16 protein-coding genes are annotated in these 19,754 nt (G+C 44.3%); 4 read left to right on the plus strand and 12 right to left on the minus strand.

Translation table 11 applies throughout. From position 1 onward, the window contains the following. Positions 1-5 precede the first annotated feature (5 nt). Positions 6-2,186 (minus strand): bifunctional (p)ppGpp synthetase/guanosine-3',5'-bis(diphosphate) 3'-pyrophosphohydrolase, encoded by a 2,181-nt coding sequence (locus tag MHI27_RS24295; RefSeq protein ID WP_149647662.1) that lies wholly within the window; start codon positions 2,184-2,186, stop codon positions 6-8. Positions 2,187-2,492: 306 nt separating this feature from the next. Between MHI27_RS24295 and uraA the strand changes: the two genes are divergently transcribed. Next, positions 2,493-3,806 carry a uracil permease gene (uraA, locus tag MHI27_RS24300; protein ID WP_405174864.1) on the plus strand — a complete coding sequence of 438 codons (1,314 nt, stop codon included), beginning with the start codon at positions 2,493-2,495 and terminating at the stop codon, positions 3,804-3,806. 206 nt (positions 3,807-4,012) lie between these two features. Here uraA and MHI27_RS24305 read toward each other — a convergent pair whose 3' ends face one another. The 6 genes from MHI27_RS24305 to MHI27_RS24330 all read right to left on the minus strand — a co-directional run bounded on the left by MHI27_RS24305 (position 4,013) and on the right by MHI27_RS24330 (position 10,858). Then, positions 4,013-4,531: an adenine phosphoribosyltransferase gene (locus tag MHI27_RS24305; protein ID WP_042191103.1), complete on the minus strand. Its 519-nt coding sequence runs from the start codon at positions 4,529-4,531 to the stop codon at positions 4,013-4,015. Positions 4,532-4,691: 160 nt separating this feature from the next. Further along, the gene (recJ, locus tag MHI27_RS24310) at positions 4,692-7,094 is read right to left on the minus strand and encodes a single-stranded-DNA-specific exonuclease RecJ (RefSeq protein WP_405174865.1); all 2,403 of its coding nucleotides are present in this window, start codon (positions 7,092-7,094) and stop codon (positions 4,692-4,694) included. Positions 7,095-7,123: 29 nt separating this feature from the next. Continuing rightward, positions 7,124-8,074 carry a cation diffusion facilitator family transporter gene (locus MHI27_RS24315; RefSeq protein WP_405174866.1) on the minus strand — a complete coding sequence of 317 codons (951 nt, stop codon included), beginning with the start codon at positions 8,072-8,074 and terminating at the stop codon, positions 7,124-7,126. 165 nt (positions 8,075-8,239) lie between these two features. Further along, positions 8,240-9,139 carry a protein translocase subunit SecF gene (secF, locus tag MHI27_RS24320; RefSeq protein ID WP_076284843.1) on the minus strand — a complete coding sequence of 300 codons (900 nt, stop codon included), beginning with the start codon at positions 9,137-9,139 and terminating at the stop codon, positions 8,240-8,242. Next, positions 9,129-10,379, minus strand: a complete 1,251-nt coding sequence (secD, locus tag MHI27_RS24325; protein WP_042191112.1) for a protein translocase subunit SecD — start codon at positions 10,377-10,379, stop codon at positions 9,129-9,131. Before secD ends, secF begins: the two co-directional genes overlap by 11 nt. A 227-nt stretch (positions 10,380-10,606) precedes the next feature. Continuing rightward, the gene (locus MHI27_RS24330; RefSeq protein WP_042191115.1) at positions 10,607-10,858 is read right to left on the minus strand and encodes a post-transcriptional regulator; all 252 of its coding nucleotides are present in this window, start codon (positions 10,856-10,858) and stop codon (positions 10,607-10,609) included. Between the two features lie 196 nt (positions 10,859-11,054). Between MHI27_RS24330 and spoVB the strand changes: the two genes are divergently transcribed. Beyond that, complete coding sequence (spoVB, locus tag MHI27_RS24335; protein ID WP_405174867.1) at positions 11,055-12,650, plus strand: stage V sporulation protein B; 1,596 nt, start codon at positions 11,055-11,057, stop codon at positions 12,648-12,650. A gap of 5 nt (positions 12,651-12,655) precedes the next feature. On the opposite strand, the gene MHI27_RS24340 is transcribed toward spoVB, so the two are convergent. Continuing rightward, the gene (locus MHI27_RS24340) at positions 12,656-13,420 is read right to left on the minus strand and encodes a DUF421 domain-containing protein (protein WP_042191118.1); all 765 of its coding nucleotides are present in this window, start codon (positions 13,418-13,420) and stop codon (positions 12,656-12,658) included. Positions 13,421-13,645: 225 nt separating this feature from the next. Between MHI27_RS24340 and MHI27_RS24345 the strand changes: the two genes are divergently transcribed. Both MHI27_RS24345 and MHI27_RS24350 read left to right on the plus strand, forming a co-directional pair. After that, entirely contained in the window at positions 13,646-14,038 is a 393-nt protein-coding gene (locus MHI27_RS24345; RefSeq protein WP_042191121.1) for a TIGR04086 family membrane protein, read from the plus strand. 95 nt (positions 14,039-14,133) lie between these two features. Further along, complete coding sequence (locus MHI27_RS24350) at positions 14,134-14,973, plus strand: phosphatase PAP2 family protein (RefSeq protein WP_256990033.1); 840 nt, start codon at positions 14,134-14,136, stop codon at positions 14,971-14,973. Positions 14,974-15,067: 94 nt separating this feature from the next. On the opposite strand, the gene yajC is transcribed toward MHI27_RS24350, so the two are convergent. The 4 genes from yajC to MHI27_RS24370 are packed head-to-tail and all read right to left on the minus strand — an operon-like array spanning position 15,068 to position 19,724. Further along, positions 15,068-15,376 (minus strand): preprotein translocase subunit YajC, encoded by a 309-nt coding sequence (gene yajC, locus MHI27_RS24355; RefSeq protein WP_042191123.1) that lies wholly within the window; start codon positions 15,374-15,376, stop codon positions 15,068-15,070. A 49-nt stretch (positions 15,377-15,425) separates the two neighbouring features. Then, positions 15,426-16,562: a tRNA guanosine(34) transglycosylase Tgt gene (gene tgt, locus MHI27_RS24360; protein WP_042130504.1), complete on the minus strand. Its 1,137-nt coding sequence runs from the start codon at positions 16,560-16,562 to the stop codon at positions 15,426-15,428. 21 nt (positions 16,563-16,583) lie between these two features. Then, positions 16,584-17,612: a tRNA preQ1(34) S-adenosylmethionine ribosyltransferase-isomerase QueA gene (queA, locus tag MHI27_RS24365; protein ID WP_405174868.1), complete on the minus strand. Its 1,029-nt coding sequence runs from the start codon at positions 17,610-17,612 to the stop codon at positions 16,584-16,586. Positions 17,613-17,621: 9 nt separating this feature from the next. Continuing rightward, positions 17,622-19,724 (minus strand): SpoIID/LytB domain-containing protein, encoded by a 2,103-nt coding sequence (locus MHI27_RS24370; protein ID WP_405174869.1) that lies wholly within the window; start codon positions 19,722-19,724, stop codon positions 17,622-17,624. Between the last annotated feature and the right edge of the window lie 30 nt (positions 19,725-19,754).

The raw sequence follows: 19,754 nt of genomic DNA on the forward strand, positions 1-19,754 counted from the left end.
TTGCCCTATTGCATGATCCGATTCACTGTATATACATCCTTGACTCGTTTCACTTTATCTACAACGGATTGCAGATGTTCCGTGTTACGAATGAGAATGGTCATATGAATCATTGCCATTTTATTCTTGTCAGAACGCCCAGTGACCGCAGAAATGTTCGTTTTACTCTCGGAAACTGCCTGCAGCACTTCATTGAGCAGTCCATTACGATCATGACCTGTAATCTCAATATCCACACTGTAGTTTGCTTCCATCGTACCTTCCCATTCCACTTCAATCACCCTTGCTGCTTCTTCTCCGTCACCTTCACCCGGAATATTAGGACAATCCTGGCGATGTACAGATACTCCCCGGCCCCGTGTAACATACCCTACAATGTCGTCACCCGGTACCGGATTACAACATCGTGCAAAACGGACAAGTAAATTTTCAATTCCCTTTACACTAACACCATTGGTCGGTTGATTACGTTTTTCGCCGGAAGACTTGATCTCCTTCATCTCTGAAGTAAGCTCTAAATGATTAGCAGCTTCTTCCTGCTCTTTGCGCAGCTTTTCCGTCAAACGGGAAGCAATCTGCGAAGCGGTAATCCCACCAAATCCAACGGCAGACAGCATATCCTCAACATCGTTAAAAGCAAATTTCTTGGCTGCTTCTAAAAGCTTATCATCAGAAATCCACTCAGAAACCTCGACATTCAGACGCTTCAGCTCACGTTCAATCGCTTCGCGACCTTTTTCGACATTTTCCTCACGTTTTTCTTTTTTGAACCATTGCTTAATTTTGCTTCGCGCATGTGAGGATTGAGCAATCTTGAGCCAGTCGCGGCTTGGTCCGTACGAATGCTTCGATGTCAGTATCTCTACAATATCGCCCGTCTTCAACTTGTGATCCAACGGTACGATCCGCCCGTTCACCTTAGAACCAATCGTACGATTACCCACTTCCGTATGAATACGGAATGCGAAATCAAGTGGTACAGAACCCGCAGGAAGCTCAATAACCTCGCCTTTAGGCGTAAATACGAACACAAGATCCGAGAAAAAGTCCATTTTGAGTGATTTTACGAACTCTTCGGCATCCTTGGCCTCATGCTGAAGCTCCAATATTTCGCGAAAAAAAGGCATCCGATTCTCAGGATTCACATTATTGCTGGTTCCTTCTTTGTATGCCCAATGTGCTGCTATCCCGAATTCAGCCGTGCGATGCATTTCCCAAGTGCGAATTTGCACTTCGGTTGGCTCTCCGCCAGGACCTACCACTGTTGTATGCAAAGATTGATACATATTGGCTTTGGGCATAGCTATATAATCTTTAAATCGACCGGGCATTGGCTTCCAAAGGGTATGAATAATTCCGAGGGTTGCATAACAATCCTTGATATTATCCACAATGATACGGATGGCCAGCAGGTCATAGATCTCATTAAACTGTTTGTTTTTCGTACTCATTTTGTTATAGACACTGTAGATATGCTTCGGACGACCTGAAAGATCACCTTCAATGCCCATTTCATCCAGCTTGGCACGAATACGGCCAATTACGCTGTCGATAAATTGCTCACGTTCAGCCCGCTTCTTATGCACTAGATTAGCAATGCGATAATACTGCTGCGGATTCAAGTAACGAAGCGCAATATCCTCCATCTCCCACTTAATCGCGGAAATCCCCAAACGATCAGCTACAGGACAGAAAATCTCCAGCGTTTCGTAAGAAATACGTCGCTGGCTCTCTTCAGATTGATACTTTAACGTACGCATATTATGCAGACGATCCGCTAGTTTGATAACGATGACCCGGATATCCTGCGCCATCGCAATAAACATCTTACGGTAATTCTCGTTCTGCTGCTCTTCCTTTGAGCGAAAACGGATGCGTTCCAGCTTAGTTAAGCCATCGACAAGCATCGCGCAGGTATCGCCAAATTTCGCGCGGATTTGTTCCAATGAGACCGTCGTATCTTCCACAACATCATGCAAAAGCGCCGCAACAATAGATATAACATCCATTTGCATATTGACGACAATATCTGCCACCGCCAGCGGATGCAGAATGTATGGCTCCCCCGACTTGCGGATCTGCCCGTGATGAGCCTGATCGGCAAATTCATAAGCTTCCCGGATGCGGAGAAGATCTTTATCTTTTATATAGGCGCCAGCCTTATCAATTAATCGCTCTATGCCCATTCTCGTCGTATCCGTTTCCTTTCTATAATAAAATGAACCCGCAATCATTCTGAAATCTGCAGGTTCCAATCATTTCGCAAGCAACTTACGCTCTTGTTCAAAGTTGTCTATAATTATGACGCTTACGAGGGATTACGTCAACACTTGCCATCTCATGGTACTCAAGAAGTAAAAGTTATGAAAATCGGACAAATTAATAACACTTGTGAAAATGTTGTTGTAAAAATGTCCAGTTCTATTTAATCTAGTAAAGGCGGATTTTCGCTGGACAACATCATATCCATTAAGAAAGAGGAGTGAACTCCATTGCAACGCGAAATTCAAGTTAATGAAAAACTTCCATGGGGCCCCGGTTTTCTATTAAGCCTACAGCATTTGTTCGCCATGTTTGGCAGTACAGTGCTAGTGCCTAACTTGTTCGGGGTTGACCCTGGCATGATTTTGCTGATGAACGGTATCGGCACACTGCTATACATTTGGATTTGCCGTGGTAAAATACCTGCCTACCTTGGCTCCAGCTTTGCATTTATCGCACCCGTATTATCAGTGCTTGCTGATCATAAAGATGATCATATGAAAGGGTACTCGCTTGCTTTGGGCGCTTTCATCATCACAGGTGTTATCTTTGTGCTCGTTGCTTTGATCATCCGTTATGCAGGAACAAAATGGATCGATGTTGTCTTCCCTCCAGCAGTAATGGGAGCTATCGTAGCAACGATCGGACTTGAACTTGTGCCTGTTGCCGCGCGAATGGCAGGACTTATTGCCCCTGAAGGTGTTGCAGTTGCAGACTGGACTCCAGATGGCAAAGCAATCACACTTTCTATGGTGACACTGGGCGTAACCGTAATTGGAGCTGTACTCTTCCGCGGTTTCCCAAAAATCATTCACATCCTCATCGGTATCGTAACTGGTTATGGCTTAGCTTATATTATGAAAATGGTGGATACGGCTGCAATATCTAATGCGAATTTTTTAGCTCACCCTACCATTGTTACTCCATCCTTCGATTGGAATGTAATCCTGACTATCATCCCAGTATCGCTAGTAGTAATCGTTGAACATATTGGACACTTACTTGTAACCAGCAATATTGTTGGCAGAGATCTGGCTAAAGACCCTGGACTTGACCGCTCCCTGATGGGTAATGGGATATCTACAATTATCTCCGGTTTTATCGGTTCTACTCCAAATACAACCTACGGTGAGAATATCGGGGTTATGGCATTAACTAAAGTTTATTCTGTATATGTGATCGGTGGCGCAGCAGTGATTGCGATTCTGCTATCGTTCTCCGGAACTTTCTCCTCCGTTATCGCTAACATCCCAACACCTGTAATGGGTGGTGTATCACTACTTTTGTTCGGTGTAATTGCCGCATCCGGTCTACGAATCTTCGTAGAGCAAAAAGTTGATTTTTCCAAAGCTACTAACATGATTATGGCTACGTTGGTGCTTGTTGTCGGAATTAGTGGTACAACCCTTACTATGGGTAGCGTAAAACTCAGTGGTATGGCTCTAGCTACGATTGTTGGTATCGTTCTAGCCATATTCTTCAAACTCATTGAAGTTCTTGGACTGTCTAATGAAGGTGGAGAAAGCGATAAAGCTGCTCACTAATTTATTTATGAATTAATAATTCAAAAAGACTGCTCCAGATCCATTTTATGGATTGAGCAGTCTTTTTTCGTATCTCTTTTGAGCAAAAAATCGAAAACAGCAACCCTCCGCTAGTAGTGACAGAGAATTGCTGTTGTTTGCACTTTTCCACATTATTCGATACATAAAACCCGATTTATTTCCCGGGAAAAGACAAGTTTATCGTATTAATCTTCGTAATCAACTAATGTAATAACTTCAATTCCAGAAAGCTTATTACGTCCAGCAAGCTCAACCAATTCAATCAAAAAAGCTGCGCCTACCACTTTACCACCAAGCTGCTCCACAAGGTTAACCGAAGTAGCTATAGTACCTCCTGTTGCTAACAAATCATCAGCAATCAATACATTTTGTCCAGGCTTAATGGCATCCGTGTGAACAGCAAGTGTGTCTTTACCATATTCAAGATCATATCCAACCTCGATAGTCTCATACGGCAGTTTACCACTCTTACGAATCGGCACAAAGCCTACACCCAATGCATAAGCAAGAGGTGCACCAACTACAAAACCACGTGCTTCCGGTCCAGCGATCACATCGATTTCTAAGTGGGATACAAGAGCTTTCAAGGCATCAATCGCTTGGCGATATGCATCACCGTCTTTTAACAAGGTGGTGATATCTTTAAAACTAATACCTTCTTTTGGGAAATCAGGAATCACGCGAATACTATCTTTAAAATCCAAATTTTTCATCTCCTAAAAGTTTTGTTAGCATATGCTACTTTGTGTTCGGTTCGACAAAACTTACTTCGTAAGCGTCTGCTTTGTTTTGTTAGCATATGCTACTTTGAGTCCGTTTCGGCAAAACTTGCTTCGTAAGCGTCTGCTTTGTTTTGTTTAGTCTTTATGATACGCCTAAACGGCGTGATAACATCCAATCCTGCAGTTCAGACAAGCTACCTTCCATGAAGTACTGCTCCATTTCCGCCATCTGCCCCAGTCTAACAAAATGTCTTGATGCTGTAAGGCTTTTAGCTGTAGGCTGCGTAATAAAGGTCACACTTCCTTGACTTCTTTCGATAAAATCCAGCTCCTCGAACACATCTAGCATATTACTAAGCATTCGAATACTTAATGAGGATTGTCGACTTAGCCGCAGCAGCACTTCATGTTCTGGCGTTGCAACAGCAGTGATCGAAGCCAGCAATTTATAGAGTATTTTAAAATGATCCCGTGTCGGAATGATAAGTCGTTCTCGGCCATCCTTTATAGAATGCAATAACGCAATATTATCAGCATTAGGAAAAGCCTTTAGTAACGCGTCTAGTTGTTCAGGAGTCTCCGGCATATCCAGTAGACATAACAGTGAGACATGCCCTGACTCCTGAATCGAATCATCCTTAATAGCGGCGCTAATGCCAGCTTCTTTATCATATACCCAGAAGGACATTCCTATCAATTCAGTCTGTGAAGACATATGTCCACTCTGGAATACTGCTGCAGCACGATATGGGCCAGCACCACTATAGGGAAGTAGCAGCTCTCTAATATGCGCAGCCTGCCGCACAGCGTCAGCAGCACCACGAAGATCAAATAATTGAGCATCCTGAACTGATAAATCCTGTAGCATCAGCTGTGGTTTCCTTGAGCCATTCCATTCGTTGATCGACAGTTCAGCCAGCACATTGATCGGGGTGCCCACAGGGAGCAGCTTAGCCAAATCCCCTTTACCAAAAGCCAAGGCTTCGATCGTACTCTTACCCTGTTGCAAGACGATCTTCAAGTGTTTTCCTTCTTGCCCCATGGTGCGTGTCTCTTTCACTGTAGCCCCGCGAATGATGAACTTTGGCAATGGATTCGACATCCCGAAAGGTGCAAGCCTTTCCAATTCAAGCGCGGTCTGTAGGGACAAATCGGAAATCGACACTTCTGCATCAGCAGAAGCAACAGGAACGAAATGCTCCGGTGTTAACACAGTAGCAGCGTATTCATTTAATGCCTCAGCGAAGGCTTCTAAGCCGTCCCGATGCAGACTCATTCCCGCGGCTGCTGGATGACCACCGAAATGATCCATTAAGGTTGAACAAGAGGATAACGCCGCATATATATCAAGTCCAGGAATAGAGCGGGCAGAACCTTTGCACATGCCGGTCTCCGGATGAATATCCAGAATAATTACAGGTCGATAGTAACGCTCCAGCAGTTTGGAAGCCACTATGCCTACCACACCCACATTCCAGCCTTGTTCAGCAAGGACTATGATGTCTGGTATTTCTCCACCCTGAGTCATCTGCTCCAGTTTTGCAGTGGCCTCCACTACAATTCTTTCTACGACCAATTGGCGTTCTTTATTAAGCAGATCAAGCTCCCCAGCCAGTTGCTCTGCCTCATCAGTATGCTCGGTTGTAAGCAACGCCACTGCCCGTCCAGCATGATCCAGACGACCACTCGCATTGATACGAGGCGCCATTCCAAAAGCGATATTAACCGCACTCACAGTATTCATGGTCACGCCGCTAACACCGAGTAAGGCACGAATACCTGGGAATCGAGAATTTCGCATACTCACCAAACCGTTTCGAACAATCTCACGATTCTCACCCAGCAGCGGCATTAAATCCGCTACAGTACCGATAGCAGCTATCTCTGCCCATTCTTCGGGAGTTTCCTCCCCTAGCATAGCCTGGGCGAGCTTATAAGCTACACCTACACCTGCCAATCCTTTGAACGGATAGGGGCAGTCAGGCAGCTTTGGATTAATCAACGTATAAGCCTCTGGGAGAAGCTCTGGTGGCTCATGGTGATCCGTAACAATCACATCAATCCCGAGTTCATTAGCGTAAGCAATCTGATGATAGGCGCTAATGCCAGTATCTACAGTAATGATCAAGGATACACCCTGCTGTAAAGCCCAATCCAAAGCATGATTATGCAGCCCATAGCCCTCATTAGAACGGTGCGGGATATAAATATCAAAGGAAGCGCCTAAGTAACGCAGCAAATGAATCATTAATGCTGTACTGGACACACCATCAGCGTCGTAATCGCCGTAAATCAGAATATGTTCTTCTTCTTTTAAAGCCTTTCTAATTCTGGGAACCGCTTCGGCCATTCCTTTTAGAAGGAACGGATCATGCGGAGCTTCCACACCGCCATCCATGAACGATAGAGCCTCATGTGGCGTATCAATTCCTCTAGTCACTAATAGTGAGGATAAGAGCGGAGAAATAGAAAGGCTCCGGGCCATATCCCTTACGACGTCGGGATCGGCTGCCGGAGATTGCCATCTTGTTTTTGAATAAAGCAATAGCGCTCACCTTTCTCTCACCTTACGAACTACTGAAGCAGCGTCGGAATATCATTATCCACCAATTCATAATTACTTTTGTATGGATAACCGGGATCATAAGGAACTACGTCCATATGTACCTCACCAACATGAACAAACCTGTGCTGCAGCAACTTTCTTGCACATTCTGAAATATCCTGTGCTTCCATCACCGTAATACGCGGATTTACACTGATCTTCACTTGCAGATTCACATAATTCCCTTGCTCAAGTGCCTTCAAATGTTCTACACGAATAACACCATGAACACGTTGTACGGTTTCAATAAAATTAGCTGCCTCCTCAGAAGGTAGCTCCTGCGCATTCTTAACACTAACAGTATTAACAATGAGCAAATAACCTTTACGTAGAATTAAGCATCCTGTTAAAAGTGCAGCAATAGGGTCCATATAGAATAGAGGATGCCAATAGGTACCCCCCATTGATAACGATATCCCAACTAATACTGTGATAGAAGTATACAAACTGAAACGATGACTATTGGCATAAGCAGCATGACTGCCATCACCTATTTTTTTAAAGTACCGATATTGATATTGAAATACAGCTTCTTTAAGTACAATAGATAGTAAGACAGTTACAAGTGCAAGTTCTCCGCGAGTGGATGACTGTCCCTCGGTTAAGTCACGGATTGCAGAGAAGGCGATTTGCAGCCCCCCCATAAGAATTAATACCGAAAAAAGTATAGCTAAAAGCGGCTCCTTATTCCCTCGTCGCTCTTCTATCCGCTGCTTGCTCTTTCTGCTTTGTTCAGAGCGCCATGGGAGAATATCCGCCAATTTAGCTGCAGCATCTGCTCCAGAATATAATGCATCGCCCATTAAAGCCTTGCTACCTGAAATATAGCCAAAACTCCCCTTAGCTACTGCCAAAGTAACATCGCTGATGATCCCTGTCCAAGCAACCGTCTTGCTTTGCGGTGATCGTTCTTTATTCATACGAGGCCCCCCTTACCACTAGCAAGTAATCTCATGATGATACAATACACATGACATACTACCCCAAAGATTTCGAAAGCCGCGTCGCATTTGACGCGGCTTTCTTAAATTATAAAGTTGATGTTTTTTTCATTCAAGTGTAGCCATGTTATTTCCCTTGAGACATTACCCTTTAGCCGGGCTCTTTACCTTTATCTTCTCACGCTTCTTAAGCAGTAGCCAGACCGGACTTGCAATAAAGATAGAGGAGTACGCTCCGAATAGCAATCCGATAACCATCGCAAGCGAGAACATCTTGATGGACTCGCCTCCAAGAATCAACAGGAAGAACGCCGCAATAAATACGGTAAATGCTGTGTAAAGAGAACGCATAAGAGTTTGAGCCACACTCTTATTCACAAGCTCTTTTAAATCCTCATAGGTTTTTTGTTTACCAAAACGCAAATTCTCACGGATACGGTCAAAGATAACGATCGTATCATTGATGGAATAACCGATAATCGTAAGCACCGCAATAATAAACGTCAAATCCACTTCCAAGCGGAAGATGGAGAAGATTGCAACGACCATAAAGGCATCATGGATCAATGAAACAATAGCTGCCAATGCAAACCGCCATTCAAAACGAATACTTACATAAATGATAATCCCTAGACAAGAAATGAGAACCGCATAGATCGCATTGCGTGCAAGTTCTTTAGACATTTCAGTATCCACGGTGTTAATCTCAAACGATGCTTTTTCGTCCAGCTTCAAGATCTCTGCTTTAAGAGCTTCATCTTGTTGCTCATCGAGCACTTGATCATAACGAACGTTAACCCGTTCACTTCCTATCGTAATGCTTGGCTCACTTGAAATCCCAGTTTTTTCAACTGCTGAATTAACCTCTTCCAATGTCAAATTCTTAGACAGAGAGATATCAACATTAGATCCCGCTTTGAAATCAACGCTGTAATTCAATCCAAAGGTTGCTAGGAAAATCAAACCTGCCACTGTAAGGGCGATAGAAAAAACATAGAAAAATTTACTCAAATGTACGAAATCAAGCTCTTTCTTAAAGCGCACGAATATCACTCTCCTTAACACCGAAACTCTTCGGTTTGTTCAGCTTACCGGCTTTAACAAGCTGGCTAAGCAACCAGTGGGAGAAATAAAGATTCGTAGCGATACTCAGAACGATTTCCACGATCAGTACCAATGCGAAACCTTTGACTGCACCTGTACCGAAGGCGAACATGACACCTGCCACAATAACAGTTGTGACATTGGAGTCCATTACTGTCCGGAAAGAGGATTTATTACCTGCTTTAACAGAGGAAAGTACACTTTTACCACTGCGCATTTCTTCTCTTATCCGTTCATTTGTAATGATATTGGCATCGACGGCCATCCCTATACCCAGAATAAATGCGGCTATACCAGGCAACGTCAATGTGAAGTCTGCTAAGACAAAGACTACAATTAGCAGCCATGTATGCAAGATCAGCGCAAAACTAGCCAAGAGACCTGGCAAGCGATACATACCGATCATGAAGATAAGAATAATCAAAGAACCCAAAAGACCAGCTTTGATCGTTTGATCAAGCGATTGTTTACCAAGTGTTGCACCCACACTTTGGGAGTATTTCTCAGTAAGTTTCAGTGGCAACGCACCAAGATTAATAGTGTCAGCCAGTTCACGTGCTTCTTTAATTGTATACTGACCGGAAATAGACGCACTACCATCGGTAAGTACTGCTTGTACCGTAGGGTCAGATAGTTTGTTCTCATCCAAATAAATTGCGAGATTCTTTCCTAAGAGGCGTTTTGTAATCTCTGCGAATTTATCCTTGTCCTTTATTTTGATACTGATGATTGGCTGATTCAGGTTATCCCGTCCAACCTCTGCCGCACCTTCAACAAAATCACTACCTACCAGTTCGATCTTGCTGTAAGTACCTTCAGCGTCACCTTCAGCAGCACTACGGAAAGTCAGAACTGCAGGCTCCTTCATCTTCTTACGAACCTCGGCTTCATCAGTAACGCCTGCAATTTTCAGACGAATACGGTCAGTACCTTCAGTTGTAACCTCTGGTTCACTGGTTCCGAGCGCATTGGCCCGTTTTTCCAAACTTTCTGCTGTTTTCAACAGTGAAGCTCGGGACAACGCTGCTCCCGCTTCCATAGGCTCTGCATGGTACAAAATCTCAAATCCGCCTTTCAGGTCAAGACCAAGTCTAACCTTGTCCAGCAGTCCAGGAGTAGTAAATGCCATGACGCCTGTCAAAACGAGCACGGTAATAATAAAGCCCATTAGTCTCTTCATGCTCTAGCTAGTTCCCCTTTCATTCACTCAATATTCCTATTATAGCTACACGTGAAATGACCGTCAATTCACAGCATAGTCATAGCTATACTCACACAAAGAAACGGCCGCCCCTGCACATATCAGCAAGACATCCGTTTATATAGGAGATGTGAAGTTATTATTATTCTCTTACTTTACTGCTTTATAAGGCTTTTCGCAAAGAAAAGAAGCGAGATGTGTATTGTTCAGTTCAACCCCCGATAAGCTGCAAGAGTCAAATAAGTCATGTAACTATTGGCTTTTAAGGAATAAATATCATTTACCAGCTTATGTAAGGGAGGCATTCCGTCCTTATCATAATTACGACTGATACAATCCCAAATATCCTTGCTGGTTACATACTCATAGCCGAGGAGCCGGAATTCTTCAGCTTTGCTGCGGCACATGGCTTCGATTTCTTCACTATGTTGATCATGATTCCACTGTTCCGATTCCACGTGATGACACCTCCAAAGATCGCTCGTGTTCGTATGCTTACCATAGGTATTCGACCCAAGTTCTCTGCTTTCCTCCTTCCGTCACAAAAAGTTACAACTACTAAAACAAGGCATGCCGGGATAGGGGTATAGCATATCCATAAGAATAGACAAGTTGGCCAGGGTTTCATTTCATTTGGGGAAGAAGGCGTGACCTTTGAGGAAACAGAGCTTTATACAAGGAACTTTAATCTTGCTTGCCGCCGGCATCATTAATCGAATGCTTGGATTTATACCCCGAATTGCTTTGCCACGCATCATTGGAGCAGAAGGTGTGGGTCTATACCAGCTCGCGTACCCATTTTTTATCGTGCTGGCTACTGTTATTACAGGCGGACTTCCCCTAGCAATTGCAAAGATGGTAGCGGAAGCAGAGGGAGAGAACCGCCCTGAGAAATCGCGGCAAATTTTACGGACTGGCCTTACTCTTAGTGTCGGACTAGGAATCTTCTTTACCATTGTTGCGCTGGTCAGTGCTTCATGGGTCTCCAATGTGATCTTAACAGACCACAGAGTTTATTATACTTTTATTGCCATGATCCCAATGATTGCAATTGTTGCTGTATCTGCAATATACCGCGGTTATTTTCAAGGTAGGCAGAACATGATTCCTTCCGCACTTTCTTCAGTTTTTGAGTCTATCGTGCGAATATTTTTTATGCTGTGGTTCTCTTGGCTGCTGTTACCTAAAGGTATCGCTTTTGCAGCTGCTGGGGCGATGCTAGGCGTAACGGTGGGAGAGATTGGCGGAATGTTAGCCATTCTGTGGCAATATTATGTCATCACCAAAAAGGATAAAAAAACACCCCCCATCCAAGAACAGCAAACGATTGAGAAGGAAGTTATACCTTCTGATCCAGATGCCGTACAATCAAATTCTCCCATACTACGGCGTTTACTAGGTGTATCAATTCCTGTTACGGCAAGCCGGCTTGTCGGTTCTTTTTCCTATCTACTGGAATCTATAATTACCGTACGTAGTCTTGCACTAGCCGGAATCGCAACAGCCGCCGCGACTGCTCAATATGGGTCTTTACAGGGAATGGTTATCCCCTTACTGCTACTTCCCGGTGCGTTAACTTCCTCTCTCGCAGTGTCTTTGGTTCCATCCTTATCCGAGGCTGCCGCGAGAAAGGACTTGCCTACCATTCACAAACGAATGCACCAAGCTCTTCGACTCGCTCTTGTAACAGGGGCTCCCTTTGCTGTTCTTATGTATGTACTGGCAGTCCCACTATGCAACTTGTTATACGGAAATCCGGACACCGCTCCTATGCTAAAACTAATGGCCCCTTTCGCTTTGTTCATCTATGTTCAAGCCCCCTTACAAGCTGCACTTCAAGCTATGGACAGACCGGGAAGGGCACTCATCAATACTCTTATTGGGGCAGTAGTCAAAATCATTCTGATTGTTATATTAGCTTCACAGCCAGAATACGGAATCTACGGCGCAATCATCGCCATTATTGTGAACAGCGTTCTTGTTACTCTACTGCACGGGTACAGTGTAGTCAGTCTAATTTCATTATCCTTACGAATAACCGATACCATTAAGACCTTATGTGCAATGATCATTATGGGAGCAGGCGTGCATTATGTATACATCTCCATTCCCATTGCAGAAGCACAATGGATTCAATTTTTATTTGCCTCTGCGATAGGAATGGCCCTGTACTTCGGTCTCAGTCTATTAGCTGGCCTTATTTCCCTTCGTGATTTGGATCGACTGCCTTTCATTAAGCGTTGGCTTTAGAAAGGTTATCGATTATCCAAACGGTCAACATAAACTCGGCCTTTATGGTCTATGGAGCAAAGAAATACATCCCGAAAATCTGATACTCCCTTTTGGCGGATCTGTGTTCTTAACCAGAACCTTGTTTTTCCTATCATCTCTAAATTATGATCTTGGACCTTTCCATCCATAATCAATGGAATAGGAAGCCCTTCATATCTGATTTTGTTCTTTGGCAGTTTAACTTTCTGACTGCTTACATCTGCATCCTCATCGGTCTTATTGTTCTCAGCAACTGAACTGCTATTGCCTGTTTGATTGGAAGATGAAAGTCCTTTGTCTTTCTCGAAAACGGTAAGCTGTCCACTGGGCTCCAGAATCGCAAATTCCACATCAGCAGGACTAGCGATGTTCTGACCACGCAATTGCTGCAACAGATCATCAATATTGTACCTTTGTTTACGCATCTCTCCCCGGTGCAGCTTGCCTCCAGAAATAAGTATGCTCGGTTTACCGTCCATTAACAGCCGAATCTTTCTACTCTTAAGACTGAGCTGAGCAACCACAACTTGAATGATAACCAGTGTGGCCATCGGAACCAGACCTTCGTAAATCGGGCGATTAATATCCTCGATCACAAAAACAGCAATCTCAGCAATCATAATTGAGATCGTTAGATCAAATACAGACAGCTTACCGATTTCCCTCTTCCCCATGATACGCATGCACAGGAATATGAAGAAATACATCAGCACGGTCAAGAAAATATGGGTAGTGATATGCTGGGACATATAGCTTCGCTCCCCTCCACTCTCACCCGCAGACTTGTTTTCTCGGGTGGATTAATGTAACCCTATTCTGACCGCTCAGCACAGGGAACATTCGGAAGCTCACATATTAATTAATGGTAAAAAGGCTACAATGCCCATTCTTGTACTATTGGGGCAAGCCTCCCCATAGAATGAATAATAACTTATGTAGATTATTTTTCTAAAAAAACTTTAGGAGGTTGTACCATGTATTTAATCCGGCGCCTGTTCTCATGGAGAATAGCCAATCCTGTATTGTCTGGCCTATGTCGATCATTCCTTTGGATGCTGCTTGGCGCGTTTGTCCTCTCTCTTTTATTATGGGGCAGCGGTCTGAAGGAGCAGGATCTCTCAATGTACACTTATATAGTGCACGGCATAGCCGCAGCATTCGGAGGACTAACCGCCGGTCGCAGAGCCACGAACAAAGGCTGGTATCAAGGAAGTCTTACAGGAATCTTTTACGGGATTATCGTTCTGTTAATTGGATTTCTGGCACTGGATAGCTCACCCTCTGGTGTTGACCTTCTTTGGGTTCTAGCTGCGGCAGCAATTGGTGCACTTGGCGGAATGTTTGGGGTTAATTTACAGAAAAGCTAAAATTATTATTCCATAAAATTCGAAACATTCCTTGGAAATATGTTAAACTGTGATCATCTGACTTCATAAAGAGAATCAAGGAGGCTTCGAATGCTTTGTTTTACCAATCAATGAATCATATTGTTTTGTACACAGTTGCATTAGTAGTGATATTAGTATGGATTGGCGCTCGTCGAAATCCAATCATGGCATTAGTTGAAATCGGAAAAGAGATGCTGCGATCCTACAAGTTTTTGCTATTGATGGTAGGCATGTTTGGTGTACTGGTCTTGAATAAATACGAACTACAAATTGAAGAAAAAATGCATCTTACCTCAGACTATACATCATTTGTATTTGGACTAGAGGGGCATTTTGTCCAAGCTGTTCAGGATATATTCTATAGTCCATGGCTAACGCCTATCATAGTTTTCTTCTACATTTTCATGCTTCAATCTGTACTAGCAGCTTCTCTAGGTGTCTATCTGTTAGATAAGAACCGTGTGATGCTGTACGCTACCTGCTATGCTATTATCATTAACTATGCTGTAGCAATTCCATTCTACCTATACTTCCCTGTAAATGAGGTATGGTCCTATGTACCTGCAGGCGTTAGATTTACTATGCTGGATGTATTTCCGAAGTTTGAGCAAGAGTACCGCCCTCTATCCGGTCTCAACAACTGCTTCCCGAGTCTACATACGTCCATTTCCGTTACGATGGCATTACTGGCATTCCGTTCAGGAAACCGCCGGTGGATGGTCATTACGAGTATTTCCGCAGTCGTAATCGTCTTTGGTATATTCTATCTGGGCATTCATTGGCTTACAGATATGATAGGCGGCACTCTGCTAGCAGTCCTAGCTTCAACAGTTGGTGTACAGCTTGCCAAATTAACCTTACGGGGACGTGAAGAATCGCTCACCGTTCGCAGCCGAATAACGGATATGCGTTAAACCCATAGATCACGATGAAAGATGAACGTCAAAAAAGCGGTGTCATTCTCTTAATGAGAAGACACCGCTTTTTATGTACTTTTAAATAACGAAACTATACTTTCTCCTCCACGTCCGTGGCAACGGAGTGACTAATGGAACCGCGATCAAAGGTCAGTTTAGTTACATCATTGACCCGTAGAACCACGATATCATCGGAAATCTCCATGATCGTACCGTGAAGACCACCAATAGTAACGATTTTATCGCCCTTTTTCAGAGACTTCAACATTGCATTACGTGTTTTGGTCTTCTTCTGTTGCGGACGAATCAGCAAGAAGTAGAATACTACAAACATAAGTACGAATGGACCTACAAGACCCAGTATACTACCTCCGCCTGTTGCTGCTGCATATTGAAACATATTTCTCCCCCCTTTCAAAGCACATTAAAACATGGACCTCAACGAAGCTTTAGAAGCCTTTAAGATTATCATATAATCCGTATTTAGCAAAAAACTCATCGCGAAAATCAAGCAGCCGATCTTCCTTGATGGCTTCGCGCACTTTACGCATCAAATCCAACAGGAAGTGCAAGTTATGGTATGTCGTCAATCTAAGTCCGAAGGTTTCATCGGCTTTGATTAGATGGCGCAAATAAGCGCGGGAATAATTCCGGCATGTATAGCAGTTGCACTCCGGATCAAGCGGCCCAAAATCGCGGGCATACTTTGCGTTGCGTACAACGAGTCTTCCCTGACTGGTCATCGTTGTTCCATTACGAGCAATACGGGTAGGCAGAACACAGTCGAACATGTCCACTCCCCGGATTGAACCTTCCAACAGCGCATCCGGTGAACCAACGCCCATCAAATAGCGAGGTTTGCCTTGTGGCAGCAGGGGAACTGTATAATCCAGCACTTCATACATTAGCTGCTTGGACTCTCCGACGCTGAGCCCTCCAATAGCATACCCCGGGAAATCCATGGAAGTCAAATCTGCCGCGCTCTGACGGCGAAGATCCTCATACATACCTCCTTGAACGATAGCGAACAGCCCTTGATCATTCGGGCGAGCATGACTTTTCAGGCAACGTTCTGCCCAGCGTGTTGTACGCTCCAATGATTTTTTCACGTAGTCATATTCCGCTGGGAATGGAGGACACTCATCGAATGCCATCATGATATCAGAGCCAAGTGCGTTCTGAACTTCCATAGCTACTTCAGGAGACAAGAACTTCTTATCCCCATTTAGATGGGAACGGAAATGAACGCCTTCTTCGGTAATCTTGCGCATGTCACTAAGCGAAAATACTTGAAACCCGCCGCTATCCGTTAGAATGGGACGGTCCCAGTTCATGAACTTGTGCAGTCCGCCTGCTTCACGAACAATATCATGGCCCGGTCTCAGGAACAAATGGTACGTATTGCTCAAAATAATATGAGCATCCATCTCTTTCAGTTCTTCAGGACTCATTGTCTTGACTGTAGCTTGTGTGCCGACTGGCATAAATGCAGGTGTCTCAATCACACCATGTGGAGTATGGACTCTTCCAAGTCTTGCTCCGGATTGTTTGCACGTTTTGATGTGCTCATAAGTAATTGCTGCCATAAGTTAACCCATCCTCTTACCTTAGTAAATAAACATTGCATCTCCAAAACTAAAAAACCGGTACTTCTGCTCTATCGCTTCTTCATAAGCAGCTAGAATATGTTCCCGACCTGCCAAAGCACTAACCAACATCACCAAAGTAGACTTCGGCAAATGAAAATTAGTAATTAACGCATTAACTACACTAAACTTATAGCCCGGATAGATGAAAATATCCGTCCAGCCACTACATTCCACTAGTGGACCGCCTTCGCATTGTCTTCCGACTGTTTCAAGTGTCCGACAAGAAGTTGTCCCTACCGCTATAACGCGACCACCTTGTTCCTTGGTAGCATTTATAGTGTCTGCTGTTTCTTGAGACATTACAAAATACTCTGAATGCATAACATGCTCTTCAACCTTCTCAACAGACATCGGACGGAACGTTCCGAGACCTACATGAAGTGTAATATAAGCAATATTTACACCCTTGGCTTCAATCTGATCCAACAGTTCTTTGGTAAAATGAAGCCCTGCTGTTGGAGCAGCAGCTGATCCCTCATGCTTAGCATAAACGGTCTGATATCGTTCCCGATCATCGAGTGTTTCCTTAATATAAGGAGGCAATGGCATTGTTCCCAGCCTGTCCAGAATCTCCTGAAAAATACCCTGATAAATGAACCGAAGCGTTCGTCCACCCATATCAGCCTCGTCCTCAATAACAGCACGAAGCTCATCACTAAAGATGATAACCGCTCCTGTCTTGAGCTTTTTACCTGGCTTTACAAGAGCTTCCCATCGATCGTCTCCCAGATTCTTAAGGAGAAGCACTTCAGCTTTAGCCCCCGTATCTTCTTTAGCCCCAAACAATCTGGCAGGAATGACTCTCGTATCGTTCAGAACAAGCGTATCTCCCGGTTGAAAATAATTAATAATATCGGTAAAATGCCGGTGAGCCAGCTCCCCATCCTCCTTATTTACTAAGAGTAGTCTAGAAGAGCTACGGTCAGAGAGTGGTGTCTGGGCAATTAATTCTTCCGGTAAATGAAAATCATATGCGTCTACATTCATGGTCTGTCTTCATTCCTTAACTATAGTAACGTTCTGATAATAGTGTTGCAATATCTGCTTGTAATCATACCCGCTGTCAGCCATGCCTTTCACGCCCCATTGCGACATGCCTAGACCATGACCGTATCCTTGGCCAATGAACAGAAAGCCCGAACTGTTAGTAATCGCTCTGGCTGAGGAATCCCCACCCATCACTACAGTTCCACTACCGTTCACATTAACCTTACCTGATGCAGAGAGTACACCTGCGCTCTGTGAACTTCCAATCGTGCTGGTAGCACCGTCAGCGCCTAATACAGTATAACTTCCGGCTGGTACAATATCAAACAATGTACTTGGCAATCCATTGAACGCAGAACGGAACATATCAGGATATTTCACATCCAGTGCCTGACCATTTGCTTTCACCTGAAGCGCTCTTCCAGAAGGGCCGCGCTGAGTGACCTGCAGATTAAGGATGCTAGAAGGGAGCGTGCTAGTTGTTTTACCCTGCAAGCTTTTTAGAAGGTCGGCAGAGGTGTATGGCCCTTTGATCCAGCTATAACTACCGGACTCATAGACTTTGTCTAGAACAACAGCATTCTCGCCTGGATTCAGCTTACCTACCGCACTTACACTACTTTCAACAGCAGGAAGGGGGCGTACATTGACATCTTTAGTGGTAGCTGTCGCTATATCCAGTCCCGCTGCTGTTTTATTTCCTGTCAATTTAATGTTATCCTCACGTGCGTATCCAGAGGTGCCATTAGCGAGCAGTAAATAATACCACTTCTTAGCGGTCGCAGTAGCTGCGACATCCTCTTTGCTGGGAACGCTAGCAAATGCATCTCCACCATTGCCCCATACCTCCGATGGATCAGAGGTTACTCCGCCACTGTTCGAGGAGAACACAGCCTCTATAACTTTACCACCACTCATCAATACTTCACCGGCAGTAGCATCCACTGCCTTAATAATAACTGGAGCCTCTGATCCGATTCCGTTATATACCTGACTCAATGTAGAATCTACTACATTCGCTACTTCGAAACGGTTGCCTTGCGCCATTGCATAGCTTCGGGCGGCGACAGCCTGAGCCTTTAGAGCTTCATCCGGCCAGCTGGAGGAAACCTCTCCTCCAACCACTGCATACAAATATTGTTCCAGTGGCACTTCATTGATAACCGCTAGGGAACCTCTCAAATTACTTAGCTCCATATTTCCACGGTAGGTACGCTTGGATCTTTCTTCGAGCTGAATTCCAGCCTCATTACCAACGGCCAAAAATTTAGCATCATTTCCGGAAACCATATAATGATTAGCCTGTGTCTCGCTGCTAAGGTCCAGCCCAGCATCCAGACGCATGATTAACCCAGGTGAAGTTACAGCAGACATAGCAAGCTGTGGCAATGCTGCAGACACTGTGGTCTGAACAGCACCCAAATCTTTGTCGTTCGCAGCTTCGCCTACCCATACCTCAAACTGAGCACTGCCATCACTTCCTGAGAGAAACACCTTCCAGGCATCAAAACCAGCAGCTGTAATACTACTCAGAGCAGTATCAGCTTCTTGTTCCGAAGAATAGCGACCCGCCGATAAATGCTTATCCCCTTTCACCGCAGGGGTTTGATCAGCAGGAATGCCGAGTCCTGCCTTTACTACACGGGCAAGTCCATCCTTGGCAGCAGCTTCACTGGCATAGACACCTGTATACAACTGATACACATTGGTTCCATTTCTAGAAATCATATAAATTTGAGGCTTATCAGAGGTGGACTGAAGCTTTTTAGCCGCATCGGCAGCTGTTTTCCAGCTTGAAGTCTCCATTACCTTTACTCTATAACCATCCACACTAACACGAATTCTGCTCTGGGCAGGCACCGATAATAAAGGAGTGCTCCCAGGTTGGTTTGACATCAAAGTGAAGCTTTGTGTCGATAACATAGTTACTACTGGCACGGTAGATTTATATTTACTACCAATATCGGCATAAAGGGCAACTCGTATCGTACTATTAGAATCGGCATGACTGGCACCCGCAGGGATCAAGAGACTTCCCACAGCAATCGCAGCTGCTAGCAATCCTTTGCTTAGTGGAGCTATTCCTCCCCATTTCATCTTCGTATGCTTCATCCAGCATCCTCCTTTTAAATGTAGTTACTG

The organism is Paenibacillus sp. FSL H8-0261, from assembly GCF_045040645.1.
In the GTDB taxonomy this organism is placed as follows: domain Bacteria; phylum Bacillota; class Bacilli; order Paenibacillales; family Paenibacillaceae; genus Paenibacillus_AQ.

What these genes read in the sequence shown, in the direction of transcription:
- MHI27_RS24295 (WP_149647662.1), bottom strand. Translation starts at nt 2,186, where the DNA reads ATGGGCATAGAGCGATTAATTGATAAGGCTGGCGCCTATATAAAAGAT.
- MHI27_RS24315 (WP_405174866.1), bottom strand. Translation starts at nt 8,074, where the DNA reads ATGAATAAAGAACGATCACCGCAAAGCAAGACGGTTGCTTGGACAGGG.
- secD (WP_042191112.1), bottom strand. Translation starts at nt 10,379, where the DNA reads ATGAAGAGACTAATGGGCTTTATTATTACCGTGCTCGTTTTGACAGGC.
- MHI27_RS24340 (WP_042191118.1), bottom strand. Translation starts at nt 13,420, where the DNA reads ATGTCCCAGCATATCACTACCCATATTTTCTTGACCGTGCTGATGTAT.
- MHI27_RS24345 (WP_042191121.1), top strand. Translation starts at nt 13,646, where the DNA reads ATGTATTTAATCCGGCGCCTGTTCTCATGGAGAATAGCCAATCCTGTA.
- yajC (WP_042191123.1), bottom strand. Translation starts at nt 15,376, where the DNA reads ATGTTTCAATATGCAGCAGCAACAGGCGGAGGTAGTATACTGGGTCTT.
- tgt (WP_042130504.1), bottom strand. Translation starts at nt 16,562, where the DNA reads ATGGCAGCAATTACTTATGAGCACATCAAAACGTGCAAACAATCCGGA.
- queA (WP_405174868.1), bottom strand. Translation starts at nt 17,612, where the DNA reads ATGAATGTAGACGCATATGATTTTCATTTACCGGAAGAATTAATTGCC.
- MHI27_RS24370 (WP_405174869.1), bottom strand. Translation starts at nt 19,724, where the DNA reads ATGAAGCATACGAAGATGAAATGGGGAGGAATAGCTCCACTAAGCAAA.